General features: G+C 68.3%; 12 protein-coding genes. 5 read left to right on the top strand and 7 right to left on the bottom strand.

Translation table 11 applies throughout. The features are described 5' to 3' along the window. Positions 1–82 precede the first annotated feature (82 nt). Together ABZW60_RS24230 and ABZW60_RS24225 are read right to left on the bottom strand one after the other, a co-directional pair. Complete coding sequence (locus tag ABZW60_RS24230) at positions 83–1021, bottom strand: NAD(P)-dependent oxidoreductase (RefSeq protein ID WP_355480319.1); 939 nt, start codon at positions 1019–1021, stop codon at positions 83–85. Positions 1022–1083: 62 nt separating this feature from the next. Continuing rightward, positions 1084–2481 (bottom strand): serine hydrolase, encoded by a 1398-nt coding sequence (locus ABZW60_RS24225; RefSeq protein ID WP_355480317.1) that lies wholly within the window; start codon positions 2479–2481, stop codon positions 1084–1086. A gap of 37 nt (positions 2482–2518) precedes the next feature. Here ABZW60_RS24225 and ABZW60_RS24220 point away from each other — a divergent pair, with 37 nt between their 5' ends. Next, positions 2519–3415, top strand: coding sequence for a diacylglycerol kinase family protein (locus tag ABZW60_RS24220; RefSeq protein WP_355480316.1), 897 nt, complete (start codon positions 2519–2521; stop codon positions 3413–3415). On the opposite strand, the gene pulA is transcribed toward ABZW60_RS24220, so the two are convergent. The 5 genes from pulA to ABZW60_RS24195 all read right to left on the bottom strand — a co-directional run bounded on the left by pulA (position 3412) and on the right by ABZW60_RS24195 (position 11748). Beyond that, positions 3412–8949 (bottom strand): pullulanase-type alpha-1,6-glucosidase, encoded by a 5538-nt coding sequence (gene pulA, locus ABZW60_RS24215; protein ID WP_355480314.1) that lies wholly within the window; start codon positions 8947–8949, stop codon positions 3412–3414. The two genes, ABZW60_RS24220 and pulA, sit on opposite strands and share 4 nt — an antisense overlap. A gap of 188 nt (positions 8950–9137) precedes the next feature. After that, on the bottom strand, positions 9138–9860 hold the full coding sequence (locus ABZW60_RS24210) for a Sir2 family NAD-dependent protein deacetylase (protein ID WP_355480312.1): 723 nt from the start codon (positions 9858–9860) through the stop codon (positions 9138–9140). Further along, a complete protein-coding gene (locus tag ABZW60_RS24205; RefSeq protein ID WP_355480311.1) occupies positions 9847–10410 on the bottom strand; it encodes a GNAT family protein in 564 nt (187 codons plus the stop codon). Before ABZW60_RS24205 ends, ABZW60_RS24210 begins: the two co-directional genes overlap by 14 nt. Positions 10411–10423: 13 nt before the next feature. Next, a complete protein-coding gene (locus ABZW60_RS24200) occupies positions 10424–10636 on the bottom strand; it encodes a sulfurtransferase TusA family protein (RefSeq protein WP_355480309.1) in 213 nt (70 codons plus the stop codon). Then, positions 10633–11748: an aminotransferase class V-fold PLP-dependent enzyme gene (locus ABZW60_RS24195; RefSeq protein WP_355480307.1), complete on the bottom strand. Its 1116-nt coding sequence runs from the start codon at positions 11746–11748 to the stop codon at positions 10633–10635. The genes ABZW60_RS24200 and ABZW60_RS24195 overlap by 4 nt, the downstream gene beginning before the upstream one ends. A gap of 193 nt (positions 11749–11941) precedes the next feature. On the opposite strand from ABZW60_RS24195, the gene coxB reads away from it, so the two are divergent. The 4 genes from coxB to ABZW60_RS24175 all read left to right on the top strand — a co-directional run bounded on the left by coxB (position 11942) and on the right by ABZW60_RS24175 (position 16341). Continuing rightward, entirely contained in the window at positions 11942–12727 is a 786-nt protein-coding gene (gene coxB / locus ABZW60_RS24190) for a cytochrome c oxidase subunit II (protein WP_355480305.1), read from the top strand. Beyond that, positions 12724–14502 carry a cytochrome c oxidase subunit I gene (ctaD, locus tag ABZW60_RS24185; protein WP_355480303.1) on the top strand — a complete coding sequence of 593 codons (1779 nt, stop codon included), beginning with the start codon at positions 12724–12726 and terminating at the stop codon, positions 14500–14502. The genes coxB and ctaD overlap by 4 nt, the downstream gene beginning before the upstream one ends. Then, positions 14499–14894, top strand: a complete 396-nt coding sequence (locus tag ABZW60_RS24180; RefSeq protein WP_355480301.1) for a cytochrome c oxidase subunit 4 — start codon at positions 14499–14501, stop codon at positions 14892–14894. Before ctaD ends, ABZW60_RS24180 begins: the two co-directional genes overlap by 4 nt. 199 nt (positions 14895–15093) lie before the next feature. Further along, positions 15094–16341 carry an Ig-like domain-containing protein gene (locus tag ABZW60_RS24175; protein WP_355480299.1) on the top strand — a complete coding sequence of 416 codons (1248 nt, stop codon included), beginning with the start codon at positions 15094–15096 and terminating at the stop codon, positions 16339–16341. The last annotated feature ends 166 nt before the right edge of the window (positions 16342–16507 follow it).

Here is a 16507-nt window from a genome sequence, read left to right as displayed (position 1 = left end):
AGCCCCGCCGCTCCACGGCGAGGACGGTGAGATCACAGGAGATCACAGGAGATCACAGGAGATCACAGGAGATCACTGGAGATCACAGGCCCTGGCGGAATCCTTCGCGCCAGGACGCGTAGCCGGGCTGCCAGTCGAAGGTCCGCTTGGCGAGGGAGTTGTCGACGCCGCGGATCTCGGTGAACGCCGCCACGCCGACGTCGCCGACCGCGAGCCGCCCGAGCCAGGCAGGGATGTGCCGCGGCGCCTTCGCGCCGAGGATCCTGGCCAGTTCGGGCAGCCAGACCGCCGCCTGCGCGGGGTCGTCGTCGGCGATCTGGAACACCCCGGTCACGTCGCTCTCGACCGCCTTCACGGTCGCCGCGGCGGCGTCGTCGTAGTGGATGAACGACCAGACCCCGGTGCCGTCGCCGATGATCGGCAGCCGCCGCTTCTGGATCAGCTCGACCATCGAGCCGCCCTTGCCGAGGTCCGCGGTCGGACCGTAGAAGTTCGCGTATCGCAGCGCGACGCCCTCGATCCCTTCGGTGTTCACCGCCGCCGACTCGACGTACTTGATGCCGGCCATCGTCTGCCGCTGCGCGGGCACCGGGTTCGGGTCGAGCGGGTCGGCCTCGGTCTTCGCCGCGGATCCGCCGTGCTGCATGTTCCAGCCGGCGTACGACTGGACGACGAACCGTCGTACGCCGGCAGCCTTGGCGGCGGCCAGGAGGTTGTCCGTGCCGTCCGTGCGCAGCCGGTTCGTCGTCGCGAAGCTGTCGTCGAAGTGCTTGAAGTCGATGCCGCCCTTGAGCGCGGTCATCTGGTGTACGACGACCTCGGGCCGGACCGACTCCACGGCGGCGCGCACCGCGGCGGCGTCGAGGCCGTCCGCGAGGACCGCCTCCGCTCCGAAAGCCCGCACACCGGCCGCGCCGGACTCGGACCGGGTCATCCCGGTCACCTCGTGCCCGGCCGCGAGCAGTTGCGGCACCAGGGATCGGCCCAGTCCGCCGGTCGCTCCTGCCACCAGAACCTTCATGTCATCCTCCGTCGTCGGTGATTACGACTCGGAGGACACGCGCCACTTCAGTCCTGTGACATCTAGTCCGAAGAAATCTTGAACTCCGTCGGGCCGAAGGACACGTTGAGCTTGCCGTCGACCGTCATGGTGCCGCCGTCGACCCGGCAGGTGAGAGTGGCGACGAACGGCGTCTCCACCCAACGCAGCGTCGCCACGAACGCGTCGCCGTCGCCGTACGCGCTGGTCAGCACGCGCTCGCCGGCCTCCGGAGCCGCGTCGTCGACCGTGCCCGGCGCGGCCTGCTCCTGCCAGTCACCGGCCGCGCACCGGAGCTCGTGAGTGCTGTCGTCGGCCAGGTCGCTGAACGTGAACGTGCCCGTCCCGTCCGCGTCGATCCGGACCGAGGTGAGACCGGCAGGGTTGGCTGCCGCGAACCGGTACGTCTGACCGTCCCCGGCGGCCGGTGCGGCACCAGCCGGCGGCAGCAGCTCCAGCCGCTCGGGCGGTGCGACGTCCGGCACCTCCTTGCCCTCGAGCACGGGCAGCAGGTGCTCCCACGTCGTGTTCAGGATGCCCTGCATATCGGTGGTCGAGCTGGTGATGATCAGCGCCGCGTCGTAGTCGGGGAAGACCAGGCAGAACTGCCCGAACGCGCCGTCACCGCGGTACGTGTTGTGGCGGCCGCGCCAGAACTGGAAGCCGTAGCCCTGTTTCCAGTCCGGGTTCTCCTCGGTGTCGTTCGGGACCTGCCTCGAGGTCGCCGCCTCGAACCACTCGGCCGGGACGAGCTGCTTGCCCTGCCACTCGCCGTGCTGCAGCAGGAGCTGCCCGAAGCACGCCAGTGACTCGGTGTTGATGCTCAGCCCCCAGCCGCCGACAGTGATGCCTTCCCGCGACACCTGCCAGGTCGCCTCGGTCGCACCGAGCGGCTCGAACAACCGCGGTCGCAGGTAGTCGAGCAGCCGCTCGCCGGTGAGCCGTTGCAGGATCGCGGACAGCATGTAGGTCGCGCCGCTGTTGTAGACGAACACCGTGCCGGGCTCGTGCTCCACGTCGAGACCGAGGAAGATCTTGACCATCCGCCGGTCCCGGCTGAGCGCCTCGACCGTGTCCTTGGAGTGGCCGGTCGTCATCGTCAGCAGGTGCCGGACCTTCATCGCGGCCAGGTTGTCGCTGACCGTCTCGGGCAACTCGTCCGCGTCGAAGAACGAGATCACCTGGTCGTCCAGTGACAGCAGGCCCGCGTCGATCGCCAGCCCGATACCCGTCGACGTGAAGCTCTTCGACACCGAGAACAGCAGATGCCGGTCCTCGAGCCGGTACGGCGCCCAGGCCTTCTCGAGCACCACCTGCCCGTGCCGCAGCAGCATGAGAGTCTGGATCTCCGGCCCGCCCGCGTCGAGCGCAGCGACGAAACTGCCGAGCGCCGTTCCGGACAACCCCTGGGCTTCTGGCGTACTCCGTGGAAGTCTGCTCACACCCAGAACGCTATCTCCCGGAACGGACAAATATCAGGTGAGTTCTGCCAAGCGGGCAGCCGTGATCGTGAACCCGGTGAAGGTCGACGGCGACAAGTTCCGCAAGATCGTCGAAACCGCCCTGTCCGAACGGGGCCTCGACGAGCCGTTGTGGCTGGAGACGACCGAGGACGACGCCGGCGTCACCATGGCCCGCCGCGCGATCGACGAACAGGTGGACCTCGTGCTGGTCGCCGGCGGTGACGGCACCGTGCGCGTGGTGTGCGCCGAGCTCGCCCGCACCGCGATCCCCGTCGCCGTGCTGCCCGGCGGCACCGGGAACCTGCTCGCGCGCAACCTCGGCATCTCGCTCGACCTCGACGTCGCGCTGACCGAGCTGCTCGACGGCTCGGAACAGCGGATCGACAGCGTGCTGGTCGAGGGCGACCAGCTGACCACCGACCGGTTCGTCGTGATGGCCGGTCTCGGTCTCGACGCCGCGATCATCGAGGACGCGCCCGACGACCTGAAGAAGCGGGTCGGCTGGGCGGCGTACGTCGTGTCGACGCTGAAGAACCTGAACCACCCGTCGGTCCGGGTGACGATCACGGTCGACGACGAGCTGCCGGTCCGCCGGCGTGCACGCACCGTGGTGATCGGCAACGTCGGCACGTTGCAGGCGAACATCCCGCTGCTGCCGGACGCCAAGCCCGACGACGGCACGATCGACGTCGTCGTGCTCGCGCCGCGCCGGATCACGCACTGGCCGCGGCTCGCGCTGGGCCTCGTCGTCAAGTCCTGGCGCGAACGCCACGTCGAGCGCTTCACCGGCCGCCGCGTCCAGGTCCGCGCCGACCGGACGGTCCGCCGCCAACTCGACGGCGACGCGGTCAGCGAGGGCACCTCGCTGACCGCGGAGGTCGATCCGTCGGCCTTGGTCGTCCGGGTCCCTTAACGCTGGACCAGTACGGCGACCGTGCGGGCCGGGACGGTCGCCGTGCCCGTCGCGGACGACCAGGTGGTCTGTTTGACGACCGGGTCCGAGCCGCCTGCTTGGACGGGGGACAGGGACAGGTTGGCGCCGGTCAGGCCCGGGACCTGCTGGGTGACCGCGGCGTTGGTGGAGTTGAAGACGACCACGAGGCCCTTCAGCGACGGGTCGACGTCAGCGCCGACCGTGTCGTCGATGCGCATGGTGATGACGCCCGGCGTCGCACCGCTCAGCGGGAAGCTCAGCTTCTGGTTGATCAGCGCGGCCGAACCGAGCCGGAACAACGGAGTGGAGAACCGGAGCTTCAGCAGGTCGGCTGCTGCCGCGGACGCTGTCGCCACATCGGTCGCCGACGGCTTCGGCGCCGGGTCGGCGAGGAGCGGCTTCATGTACGGCCACTTGGCCTCGTTGTCGGGCTTCGGCGGCAGGCCGTGGCCGAAGCCGTTGTCGGCGCCGGTCCAGTCGAGCGTGTTGAACCAGTCGCCGGAGTCGTACGAGTTGCGGTCCAGCGACTTGCTGCGCAGCATGTCCGCGCCGGCGTGCCAGAACGACGGCGTCTGGGCAAGCGCGGTCGTGGCCAGCGACAAGGTGTTCATCCGGATCCGGTCCGCCATCGGCAGGCCGGCCGGGAGCTTGTACGTCAGCGAGTCCCACAGCGTCTCGTTGTCGTGGGCATCGACGTAGGTGATCACCTCGTCCGGCTGGTCGGCGTACCCGGCCGGCTGGCCGTTGTAATCGACCTGGTCGCCGCGGACCGGCTGTCCGGACTCCGCCGACGTGAAGCTGAACGACCGTAGGTTGGCGGCCAGCCCGAGCTGGACCAGGTCGGTGTCGTGGGCAAGTCGTTGCGCGCGCTGGGCCGGCGTACCGTTCACCGGGTCGCCGTTCGGGTCGCTCGCCTCGCCGGAGCCGAAGCCCTGGATCCGCGGGTTGTCGTCGAACGGCCCGCCGCCGCGGACCGCGTCCCGCAGCCGGTCGGAGAACGTGCCGATCCCGGTGCCGCCGAGGTTGCCCTGCCGGGCCTGGACGAACAGTGCGTCGTCCGCGACCTCGCCGAAGTTCCAGCCCTCGCCGTACAGGTAGATCGACTTGCCGTCCACGCCGTCCTTGGCGAGCGTCAGCTTGTCCAGCGCGGCCCGGACCTTCAGCATGTTCGCCTTCGTGTGGTGACCCATCAGGTCGTACCGGAAGCCGTCCACGTGGTAGTTGCGGGCCCAGCTCACGGTGCCGTCGACCATGATCTTCTCGGCCATCGCGTGCTCTGTCGCGATGTTGCTGCAGCAGGTCGAGGTCTCGACCTTGCCGGTCGCGTTCAGCCGCTGGTAGTACCCGGGCACGATCCGGTCGAGCACCGACGTCGGGGCCTGGCCGGCGGCCGGCGTGTGGTTGAACACCTGGTCGAGCACGACGCGCAGACCGGACTTGTGCAGCCCGCCGACCATCGTGCGGAACTCGGAGACCCGGGCCAGGCCGTCCTTCTGCGTGGCGTACGAGCCTTCCGGCGCCAGCCAGTGGAAGGGGTCGTAACCCCAGTTGAACCCGTCCTTCGCAGCCACGGCTGTCACGCAGGCCTGCTGCTGGTCGGAGTCAGGGGCGTAGGACTTGAGATCACAGGCCGGTGTCTGCTGGCCGGTCTCAGGGATCGACGCGATGTCGAACGTCGGCAACAGGTGCACCGTGTTGAGGCCCGCCGCCTTCAGTGTGCGCAGATGCTTGGTGCCGTCGCCTTCGTCGGCGAAGGCCAGGTAGGAGCCGCGGTGCGCGGCAGGCACTGTGCCGTCGTTGATGGAGAAGTCACGGACGTGCAGCTCGTAGATCGTGGAGTCGACACCACGGGCGAGCCTCGGGGAAGGGGTCTTGGACCAGAGCGCCGGCTTTCCGGCCGGGTCGTTCAGATCGACCGCGACGGAGTACGCCGAGTCCGTGGTCAACGCGACCGAGTACGGGTCCGTGACGACGTTCGTCTCCACCTCGCCGGTGCTGGGTGCATAGACCGTCACCTGATAGCGGTACGGCGCGTTCTTCCACGACGGCCGTCCGACGACGGACCAGGCTCCGTCGTCGCCTCGCCGCATGCGGACCGTCGACGATCCGATCAGCAGCTTCACGTCTTGAGCCGTCGGCGCCCACAGCGTGAAGGTCGGTGCGGCGCCTTGCCACGTGACGCCGTACGAGCGCGCTGTCGCGCTCCCGTAGACGTCGTCCAGGACACCGGGGATCTGTACGCCGGTTGCGTCCAGGAGGCGGCCGGTGTCGTCGTACTGGGCCAGCCCCAGTTGGCCGGTGAGGATCTTGGCGACGTCGCCGTTGTCCAGACGCAGGGTTGTGTAGCCCGGCTTCACCTCGGTGGTGTCGTAGCGCAGTGCGGCCGACGAGCCGCCGATGTCGTTCGCGTCGACCTTCAGCGCGCCGGTGTCCGACCAGTGCAGCTGCCACCGGTACCGCTCGGGGTGGGCGACCGCCGGTACGGCGAGGGTGTCGCGGTCGAGCCAGTACGCCTTCGCCTGGCTCAGGTCCGGCTGTGCGCCGGGCTTCGCCGTCGTCACCGTGAACTGGTGGGTCGCGAGCACGTACGAGAACGTGACGACCAGGCCGTCGCTCGGCACCGAGACCGGCACGTTGTTCGCCGGGTAGCTCTCGTCCCAGGACAGGTTGTGCGCGACCTTCGCCTCATAGTTGCCCGCCTCCAGCTCGCTGGTGGACCAGGTGTAGGTCCCGTCACCGTCCTCGTCGGTCAACCAGGGTCGCATGCAGGCGGGATCCCAGTCGGCCGGACAGCCCAGCTCGGACTGGTACGACCCGGGCGCTGTGATGATCGGGCCCTGCGCTGTGGACGTGGCGTAGTGCCGGCCGTGCTCGTAGTAGAAGGTGACTGGGCCGTTCGGCGCGGTGTACGAGATGTTCGCGCCGTTCTGCACGCCGCCGGCGCCGTAGTTCTCGTCCCAGGTCTTGTTGATGGCCGCCTTGTACGCGTGCTCGCCGGCCGGCAGCGTGTACGTGCCCTTCCAGACCTTGTCCTTCGGGTCCAGCGTCAGCTGCGCCTGGTCGCAGTCCGGCGACCAGTCGGCGGGACAGCCCATCTCACTGTTGTGGTCGCCAGGCACGGACACGTTGGCAGGCTGGACGACAGGGCCGGTACCACCACCGCCACCACCCGGTGCGGCAGCGTCGCCCACGACGCCGTACGAGCCGGAGACGGAGTAGTTGCCTGAGACATCGCGCAGCACCGCGCGGTACTCGAGCAGTGTCCCCTTCGGCAGGCCGGAGACGTCGTGGAAGACGCGGTACGGCGCGTTGTCGTCCGCACCGAGGCGCTTCCACTCCGTCGTACCCACGGGCCGGTAGCCGAACGTCACAGTCGCCGGGGTGTTCGCGGGAACCGCGGCCGCGATCTCAGCACGCCCACCGACCGTCGCGCCGAGCTCCGGCGAGCTCATGTAAACGCTGGGAGCCTTCGTGCGCGCGGGGACCTTGTTCTGGGCCTGGTAGACCGTCACGGACAGCGGGGCCTGGCTGACGACGACCCTGCCCTCACGGTCGGTCTTCACCGCCTTGGAGCCCCCGTAGACGGGCTTCAGCCACGTGTTGGAGCCGTACGTCGGCACAGTGGCGGACGCAGCGGTCGTCGAGTTGTTCGCGACGACCAGGTACTCGACGTTGTCGCTGCCGAGCCTGCTGAACGCGTACAGCCCGTTGAACTTGGACGAGTACCGGTGCACCTGCCGGCCGTCGGACAGGGCCGGGTACTTGGCGCGCAGCTTCGCCAGGTCGGCGATGTGCTTGTACATCGGCGCGTTGACGTCGTACCGGTCCTTGCTGCCGATCGTCGTCGTACCGGTGCCGTCGACGACCTCGTCGTCCGCGTAGTCGGCGGTCTGGGTCGCGAACATGTCTTGCCGTGCGTCCTTGTCACCGCCCGGGCCGGTGAAGCCCTGCTCGTCGCCGTAGTAGACGACCGGCTGGCCGCGGGTCAGGTACATCAGCGAGTGCGCCAGCTTGTCCCGTGACAGCAACTCCGGACCGGACGCGCCGCCCTGCTTCAAGAATGTGCCGACGCGGCCCATGTCGTGGTTGCCGAGGAACGTCGGCAGCTCGTACGCGTTCGAGTCCGTGTCGGTGTAGTAGTCGTCGTCGGCGTAGAAGTCCTGCAGCTTGGTGCTCGGGTCGCCCTTCGCGTACGCGACCGCGTTCTGCTGGAACCCGAAGTCGAGCGTGGCCTGCAGCGCACCCTTGGTCGTGTACGTCGACATGAACTGCGGGTTGGCGTCGAAGACCTCGCCGAACATGAAGAAGTCCTTCGACCCCGCGGACTGCGCCGCGGCCAGGATCTGCGGCGAGAACTTCTGCCAGAACTCGATGTTGACGTGCTTGACGGTGTCGATCCGGAACCCGTCGATACCGAACTCGGCCCAGGTCTTGTAGACGTCGATCATGCCGTCGCGGACCCGCGGTTGCTCGGTGAACAGGTCGTCCAGCCCGACGAAGTCGCCGTACTCGGCGCTCTCGCCGGCGAACGTCGAGTCGCCGCGGTTGTGGTACAGCGTCGGGTCGTTCAGCCAGGCCGGCACCTTGACGGTCGCGTCGGCCGAGGTCTTGAAGACCGGCACGTTCGGGAAGCTCACGTTCCGGTCGAGCGGCGGGAACGTGTCGCCGCCGGCGTACTGCTTGTCGTCGAAGGCGACGCCGCTGGCATCCTTGTACGGCGAGGTCGACTTCGGGATGTAGCCGTACTGGCCGGACTGGTACGCGATCACGTCCGCGGTGTGGTTGGTGATGATGTCGAAGAAGACCTTCATGCCCTTGCGGTGCGCGAGGTCGATCAGCTGCTTCATGTCCGCGTTGGTGCCCAGGTGCGGGTCGATCTGGGTGAAGTCGGTGATCCAGTAGCCGTGGTACCCGGCGCTGACGTCAGCGCCGGAGCCCTGCACCGGGCGGTTCTTGAACGACGGCGTCAGCCAGATCGACGTCGTCCCGAGGGACCTGATGTAGTCGAGCTTCTGGATCACACCGGCCAGGTCGCCGCCGTGGTAGAAGCCCTTGTCCTTCGGGTCCAGTCCGGTGGTCAGCCGGTCGCCGGTGAGGCCGCCGTTGTCGTTGGACTTGTCGCCGTTGGCGAACCGGTCCGCCATCAGGAAGTAGAACCGCTCCTTGGTGAGGTCCGGCCGCAGGCTCGGCGTGGCCAACGCACGGTCGGCTGCCGTGACGGCTGGTCCGGCCAGATTCACCGGCTTCACCGTGACGACGTGACTGGTGTCGTTGTAGCTGAACTCGAGCTTGGCCGGGCCCTCGATCCGCAGCGGGATGTTCGGGCCGTTGAGCACGCCGCCGGCGCCGTAGTTCTCGTCCCAGCTCTTGTTGACCGTGACCTTGAACTCGTACGACCCCGCCGGTACGTCGAACACCTTCGTGTACGGCGCGGCCGCGCCAAGGCTGGTCGCGTCGCAGCCAGGGTCCCAGTCGCCCGGGCAGCCGAGCTCACTCTGCAGCGAGCCTGCCACTGTGATGACCCTGTCCGCGGCTACTTGTGCCGGGGCCGGTGTCGCCGTACCCAGTCCGAGTACGACCACCGCAGCCGCAGTGAAACCTGCCGTCCAACGCCTGAACCCGCGCATCACGGTCCCCTCCCCGCCAACTGATCTGCCGGGGACGCTAGCCGCCGCCCTTTACCGTGAGGAGGGCTCGAAGATCACGGTAAGGTCACGAGGTCCGGGAGTGTGGTCTCGATCGGTGTACGCAGCACTGTCGTCGCGTGCTCGTCGTACGGCGTCGGCTGCGCGTTCAGGATCATCAGCGGCTTCCCGGCCTTCAGCGCGACGTCGCAGAGGCCGGCGGCTGGATAGACCTGCAGCGACGTGCCGATGGCCAGGAACAGGTCAGCTGACTCAGCGGCCGCGACAGCCCGGTCCAGCACGACTGGGTCGAGGGCCTGCCCGAAGGAGACCGTCGCGGACTTCAGGATGCCGCCACAGACCTCACAGGCCGGGTCCTCGTCGCCTGACTCGAGCCGGGGGAGTACGTCGGCCATCGGGATCCGCCGGTCGCACTGGAGGCAGTCGACGTAGCGGACGCTGCCGTGCAGCTCATGGACCAGCTCCGGCGACGAGCCGGCCTTCTGGTGCAGCCCGTCGATGTTCTGCGTCACCAGGCCGGTCAGGCGACCCTGCCGCTCCAGCTCGACCAGGGCCAGATGGCCCGGGTTCGGCTCCACGGTCCAGGTCGGCACCGCGAGACGGTGTTTCCACGCCGCCACCCGCACCTCGCGACTGGCGACGTACTCGTCGATGTCGAACATCGCCTCGGCCGCCGGGTCCTTCGTCCACACCCCCTGCGGCCCCCGGAAGTCCGGGATTCCCGACGCGGTCGAGATACCGGCTCCGGTCAGCACAGCGATGCGGTCAGCTCGGATCACCCTCCGACGGTACCCAGTCCTGGGCCAGGACGGACATCACGATCTCGTCCACCCATTCGCCGTCCCACAGCAGCGCGTCCCGCAGGACGCCCTCGACGGTGAAGCCGGCCTTCTCGTACGCCCGCTGGGCGCGCGGGTTGAACGCGTACACCCCGAGGCTGATCCGGTGCAGGCCGAGCTGCTCGATGCCGTAGCCCACGATCAGCCGGGTCGCCTCGGTCCCGAGACCCCGGCCCTGGCCGGACGGGCCGATCAGGATCCGGAAGTTGCAGCACTGGTTGTCAGGGTCCCACTCGTTGAGCACAGCCTCGCCGACGACGACGCCCGAGGCCTTGTCGACGATCGCAAGGTCCAGCCGGTCGGTCTGGTCCTTGCGGGTCCGGTACCACTCGCGGGCCTTCTCCTCGCCGATCTCGCCGTGGCTGCCGGTCAGACGCGCCACATCCGGGTCCTCCATCGCGGCGGCGAGGGCTTCGTAGTCACCCTCGTTCACGGGCCGCAGGACGACGAGGTCCCCGGTGAGCTTCGGCTTGTGCGCGAAGTCGGTCACGCGGCGCAGTGTGTCAGCTGACCCGCCGTACGACGTACTGGTTTTCGCCGGCCGACACCAGTTCCTGGGAGCGCATCCGGCACCAGGCGGGGATGTCGGTCGCTGCGGCCGGGTCGTCGGCCAGCACGGTGACCGTGTCGCCGACGGCAACGGTCGGTAGCGTCTTGGCCAGTTTGATCACCGGGAGTGGGCAGAGCAGGCCGGTGCAGTCCAGGTCCACGTTCACATCCCCACCTCGGCCCGGATCCGCCGCACGATCCCGGGCAGCACCGCACAGAACCGCTGGACGTCGCCGTGACTGGTGTCGCGTCCCAGAGAGACACGGACGTTGCCGTGGGTGAGCACGCCCATCGCCGCCAGGACGTGAGACGGCCGGAGCGTGCTCGACGTACAGGCCGAGCCGCTGGAGACGGCGAACCCCTCCGCGTCCAGTGCGGTCACCAGCGCCTCACCGTCCACGTACAGACAGGAGAACGTGAGGATGTGGGGCAGGCGGTCCGTCGGGTCACCCACGACCTCCACGTCGGGGATGTCCGCCGCCACCCGGCTCCGTACCTCGTCGATCCAGGCCCTGTGCTGCTTGCCGAGCTCCTCGGCCTCAGCCAGCCGGGCCTGCAGCGCGGCGGCCGCGGCCAGTGCGCTGGGTACGTTCGGGAACCCGGGGGAGAGGCCGTCCTCCCGCTCGTCCATCGGCCATGCCGGTGCGATCCGCGTGCCCTTCTTCACAGCCAGCAACCCGACACCGGCCGGTCCGCCCCACTTGTGCGCACTGGCGGCCAGCGCCGACCACCCCTCCGGCACCGCGTCGTGCCCCACGGACGCCGACGCGTCCACGAACAGCGGTACGTCGCCACAGTCCCGCGCGATCGCGGCGAGCGGCTGCCTGGTGCCGACCTCGTGGTTGGCGGACTGAACCGCGGCCACGGCCACGCCAGGCCGCCGTACCGCGTCCTTGAACGCCTCCTGGTCCACCCGGCCCCGAGCGTCCACCCCGACCTCGACCCCCTCCGCCCCGGCACTGTGCAGCACGGCTGAGTGCTCGACGGCCGTATGGACGACAGTGGTCCCGATCCGGCGACGAGCGGCCCGGAGAGCGGTCAGACCGGCCTGGATCGCCGCCGTCCCGGAGGTGGTCAGGTACAGCTCGTCGGGCCGTGCCCCGACCGCCTCGGCCAGCACCGCGCGGGCGTTGTCCAGCAGCAGTCTCGCCGTCCGGCCCTCGTGGTGCAGACGCGCCGGATCGGCCCATCCGGAATCGACTGCCGAGAGCAACATCTCCCGTGCCGCGGGGTGCATCGGCTCGGCCGACGCGGCGTCCAGATACGTACGCTCGCTCACACGGGAAACGCTAAGCCCTACCTATGCGCAGAGACGCGAAAGGTGTCCAGTAGTGTTTGGTCGTCAGTCTCACTTGGGAAGGGAAAGGCGCCCCGTGGGTTCGAACGGCACGCCCGGAGTGGAGGAGCGACCGGCAGGTTCTGCCGGCGCCACACGGCCGGCGAAGCGTCGCCTGCTGGTCGGCAGTGCAGTGGTGCTGGGCACCCTGCTGCTGACCGGTTGCTCGACGGCGACCACTGAGCAGTGGAAACGACTCGGTCTGCCCGAGGGCGCATCGGACCGGACCGAGGCCATCCGCAGTCTCTGGATCGGGGCCTGGATCGCCGCCCTGATCGTGGGCGTGATGGTCTGGGGCCTGATCCTGTGGGTCGTCGTGCGGTACCGCAAGCGCAACGACGACGCACCCCGGCAGGTGCGCTACAACCTGCCGCTCGAGGTGCTCTACACCCTGGCGCCGTTCGCGATCATCGGCGTGCTCTTCTTCTACACCGTCGAGCACGGCAACCAGGTCACGAAGATGAGCGCCGACGCGCAGCACACCGTGAACGTGGTGGGCCAGCAGTGGCAGTGGACCTTCAACTACAAGGACACCGTCGACGGGCAGCAGGGCGTCTGGGAGACCGGCACGCTGGACAAGCCCGCGACGCTGTGGCTCCCGGTGAACGAGTCGGTGCACTTCGACCTGACCTCGCCGGACGTCATCCACTCCTTCTGGGTCCCGTCGTTCTACTTCAAGCTCGACGTCATCCCGGGCAAGACCAACAAGTTCGAGCTGACCCCGACCAAGACCGGCACCTTCGCCGGCAAGTGCGCTGAGCTCTGCGGCCTGTACCACAGCCGGATGGTCTTCAGCGTCAAGGTGGTCAACCGCGACGAGTACGACGCACACCTGCGCGAGCTGGCCGCCAAGGGCCAGACCGGCGCCGCAACCGGTGGCGGCGACGCCACCACCATTCCCGGTACAGGGGGCGAGAAGTGACGGACTTCGCCGAGCGCACCGGCGCCATCGGCAGCACCACCGCGCTGCCCCGGCGGCGCACCAAGGGCGAGCTGCTGGTCAAGTACCTGACCACGACCGACCACAAGCTGATCGGGCACATGTACCTGGTCACGTCGTTCGCGTTCTTCCTGATCGGCGGCGTGATGGCGCTGCTGATCCGCGCCGAGCTGGCCAAGCCGGGCCTGCAGATCGTGAACGAAGAGGTCTACAACCAGCTCTTCACGATGCACGGCACGATCATGCTGCTGCTGTTCGCGACCCCGCTGTTCGTCGGCTTCGCGAACGAGATCATGCCGATCCAGATCGGCGCCCCGGACGTCGCGTTCCCGCGGCTGAACATGTTCAGCTACTGGCTGTTCCTGTTCGGCGGCCTGATCACGATCAGCGGCTTCTTCACCCCTGGCGGCGCGGCCGACTTCGGCTGGTTCGCCTACGCCCCGCTGTCGAACGCGGTCCGTTCGCCGGGCATCGGCGGTGACCTGTGGATCATGGGCCTGTGGATGGCCGGTCTGGGCACGATCCTCGGCGCGGTCAACTTCATCACCACGATCATCACCATGCGCGCACCCGGCATGACGATGTTCCGGATGCCGATCTTCACCTGGAACATCCTGGTCACGTCGATCCTGGTGCTGATCGCCTTCCCGATCCTGGCGGCGGCGCTGCTGGTGCTGGAGGCGGACCGAACACTCGGGGCACACGTCTTCGACGCGGCCAATGGCGGGCCGATACTCTGGCAACACCTGTTCTGGTTCTTCGGGCATCCCGAGGTATACATCATCGCGCTGCCGTTCTTCGGCATCGTCACCGAGATCCTGCCGGTCTTCAGCCGCAAGCCGGTCTTCGGCTACATCGGCCTGGTCAGCGCGACCCTCGGTATCGCGGTCCTCTCGGTCGCGGTGTGGGCACACCACATGTTCGTCACCGGCGCGGTGAACCTGCCGTTCTTCTCGTTCATGACGTTCCTGATCGCCGTCCCGACGGGTGTGAAGTTCTTCAACTGGATCGGCACGATCTGGGGCGGGTCGGTGTCGTTCGACACGCCCATGCTCTGGTCGATCGGCTTCCTGACGACCTTCCTCTTCGGCGGTCTGACCGGCGTCATCCTGGCGTCGCCGGCGCTGGACTACCAGCTGTCCGACTCGTACTTCGTGGTCGCGCACTTCCACTACGTCGTCTTCGGCACCGTGGTGTTCGCGATGTTCGCCGGCTTCTACTTCTGGTGGCCGAAGTTCACCGGGCGGATGCTGGACGAGCGGCTCGGCAAGCTGCACTTCTGGCTGCTGTTCGTCGGCTTCCACACCACCTTCCTGGTGCAGCACTGGCTCGGCGTCGAGGGCATGCCGCGCCGCTACGCGTCGTACGGCGCCAACGAGGGCTTCACCACGCTGAACGAGGTGTCCAGCGTCGGGGCCTTCATCCTGGGCGCGTCGATGCTGCCGTTCTTCTACAACATCTACAAGTCCCGCAAGACCCCGCTGGTCGGCGTCGACGACCCGTGGGGCTGGGGCCGGTCGCTGGAGTGGGCGACCAGCTCGCCGCCGCCGCGCCACAACTTCGAGAAGCTGCCCCGGATCCGCTCGGAGTCCCCGGCGTTCGACCTCCACCACGCCGACATCGCGCTGGCGGAGTACCCGGACAACCGGGCCGGCGAGGACAACCTGCTGGACGCAGGTGAGGACCAGGGCCGCGTCGAGCACCTGATCGAGCAGGTCGACGGAACTGACGGGACCGAGGGGAAGGACAAGGCGTGAAGGTCGAAGCCTGGGTCTTCGGGATCCTGAGTGTGTTCGTGCTCGTCGTCACGCCGATCTACTGGCTGATGTCGGAGGACCCGACCGGCACCACCGCGCTGGTGATGACGTTCTTCCTGTCGCTGCTGGTGGCGTTCTACCTGAGCGTCACCGCCCGGCGGATGGACGCCCGGCCGGAGGACCGCAAGGAAGCGGAGATCGTCGAGGGGGCCGGCGAGCTCGGCTTCTTCCCGCCGCACTCCTGGTGGCCGCTGTGGTGCGCGCTGACGCTGTCGGTGGTCGTCCTCGGCGTCGTCTTCGGCTGGTGGCTGTTCATCGCCGGCTGCGGCATCGGCATCGTGACGCTGAGCGGGTTCATCTTCGAGTACTACCGCGGTGACCACGCTCACTAGTTGAGAGTCGTACGAAAAACGCCGTCCGGGAACGAACCGGGCGGCGTTTTCGTGCGTCTTCAGTAGTGCCCACGGGTACAGAGGGTTGTGGTCCGTACCGGTACGGTGGCGTGCGGATGCACAGAATTGTCGCTGCGGCAGGTTACCCTTACCGCGGTTTGACTAAACAGGGGAGAGCTGGGGAATGGTGAGCGGTTCGGTGAGGAAGCACGGCCTTGCCGTGGCAGGAATCTGCGTCCTGCTGCTGGCCGGGACGGCCTGTAGCGACACCAAGGCCGACGGCGGCGGTGGCGGCGGGCAGTCGACACCCGGTGCGTCGACGTCGCAGAGCAACACGCCAGGCGCCTCGAGCACCCCAGATGCCTCGAGCACCCCGTCGGAGTCCGCCGCGGCGGCCAACATCGCCGTGGTGCCCGCCAAGGGCGCGACCGCGGTGCAGCCCGACAAGCCGGTGACGGTGACCACCACGGCCGGCAAGCTGACCGCGATCACGCTGAAGGACGACGACGGCGACAAGGTCACCGGCAGCTTCAACACCGAGAAGACCCAGTGGACGTCGCAGCCGCAGCTCAAGCCCGGCGCGTCGTACACGGTGACCGGCTCGGCCGAGGGCACCGACGGCGCCACCGTGCCGATCAGCTCGACCTTCAAGACGCTGAAGGCGTCGAAGAGCCTCAAGGCCTCGGTCGTCCCGCTGAACGGTGAGACCGTCGGCGTCGCGCTGCCGATCCAGATCTTCTGGAACAACCCGGTCAAGGACCGCGTCGCGGTCGAGAAGCGGCTGTCGGTCAAGACGTCGGTCCCGGTCGACGGCAGCTGGCACTGGGTGAACAGCAAGCAGGTCAACTACCGCCCGAAGAACTACTGGCCGGCCGGCACCAAGGTGACCGTGAACATCGACACCCAGGGCGTCAACGCCGGTAACAACACCTGGGGCACCTCCGGCCGGACGATCGCGTTCAACATCGGCAAGTCGGTGGTCAGCAACGTCAACGTCAAGACCCACAAGATGACGGTGACGATCAACGGCAAGCTCGCCCGCACCATCCCGATCACCGCAGGCAAGGACGGCTTCACCACCCGCAGCGGCGTGAAGGTGATCATGGAGAAGTACACGGTGAAGCGGATGGACGCGGCCACCGTCGGCCTCAAGCCCGGCGACCCCGAGTACTACAACATCCCCGATGTGAAGTGGGCCCAGCGCGTCACCAGCTCCGGCGAGTTCATCCACGGCGCACCGTGGTCGTCCGGCAGCCAGGGCAGCGCCAACGTCAGCCACGGCTGCGTCGGCATGAGCCTCAAGGACGCCCAGTGGTACTTCAACCAGACCCTCCGCGGCGACCCAGTCATCGTCACCGGTACCGCCCGCCACATGGAGCCCGGCAACGGCTGGACCGACTGGAACACCACCTGGGCGGCATACAAGGCCGGCTCCGCCCTCTCCTGACCCTCCGACCCAACAGCCTCCCCACCCGCATGCCCGCGGCCGGGAGGCTGTTGTGTATCTCGCCCCGGCCCACCCCGCCCCGGACTCGCAACCGCAGCAGCCTCCCGAGCACGCCCGCCGTCAGCAGCCACGGCGAACGCCGCCCGCCAGCCACCCTCACCACCAG

It is taken from the genome of Kribbella sp. NPDC003557, from assembly GCF_040610805.1.
GTDB lineage: Bacteria > Actinomycetota > Actinomycetes > Propionibacteriales > Kribbellaceae > Kribbella.
The sequence above is the reverse complement of the archived record's forward strand: the minus strand, read 5'-3'. Positions and strand labels throughout refer to the sequence as shown.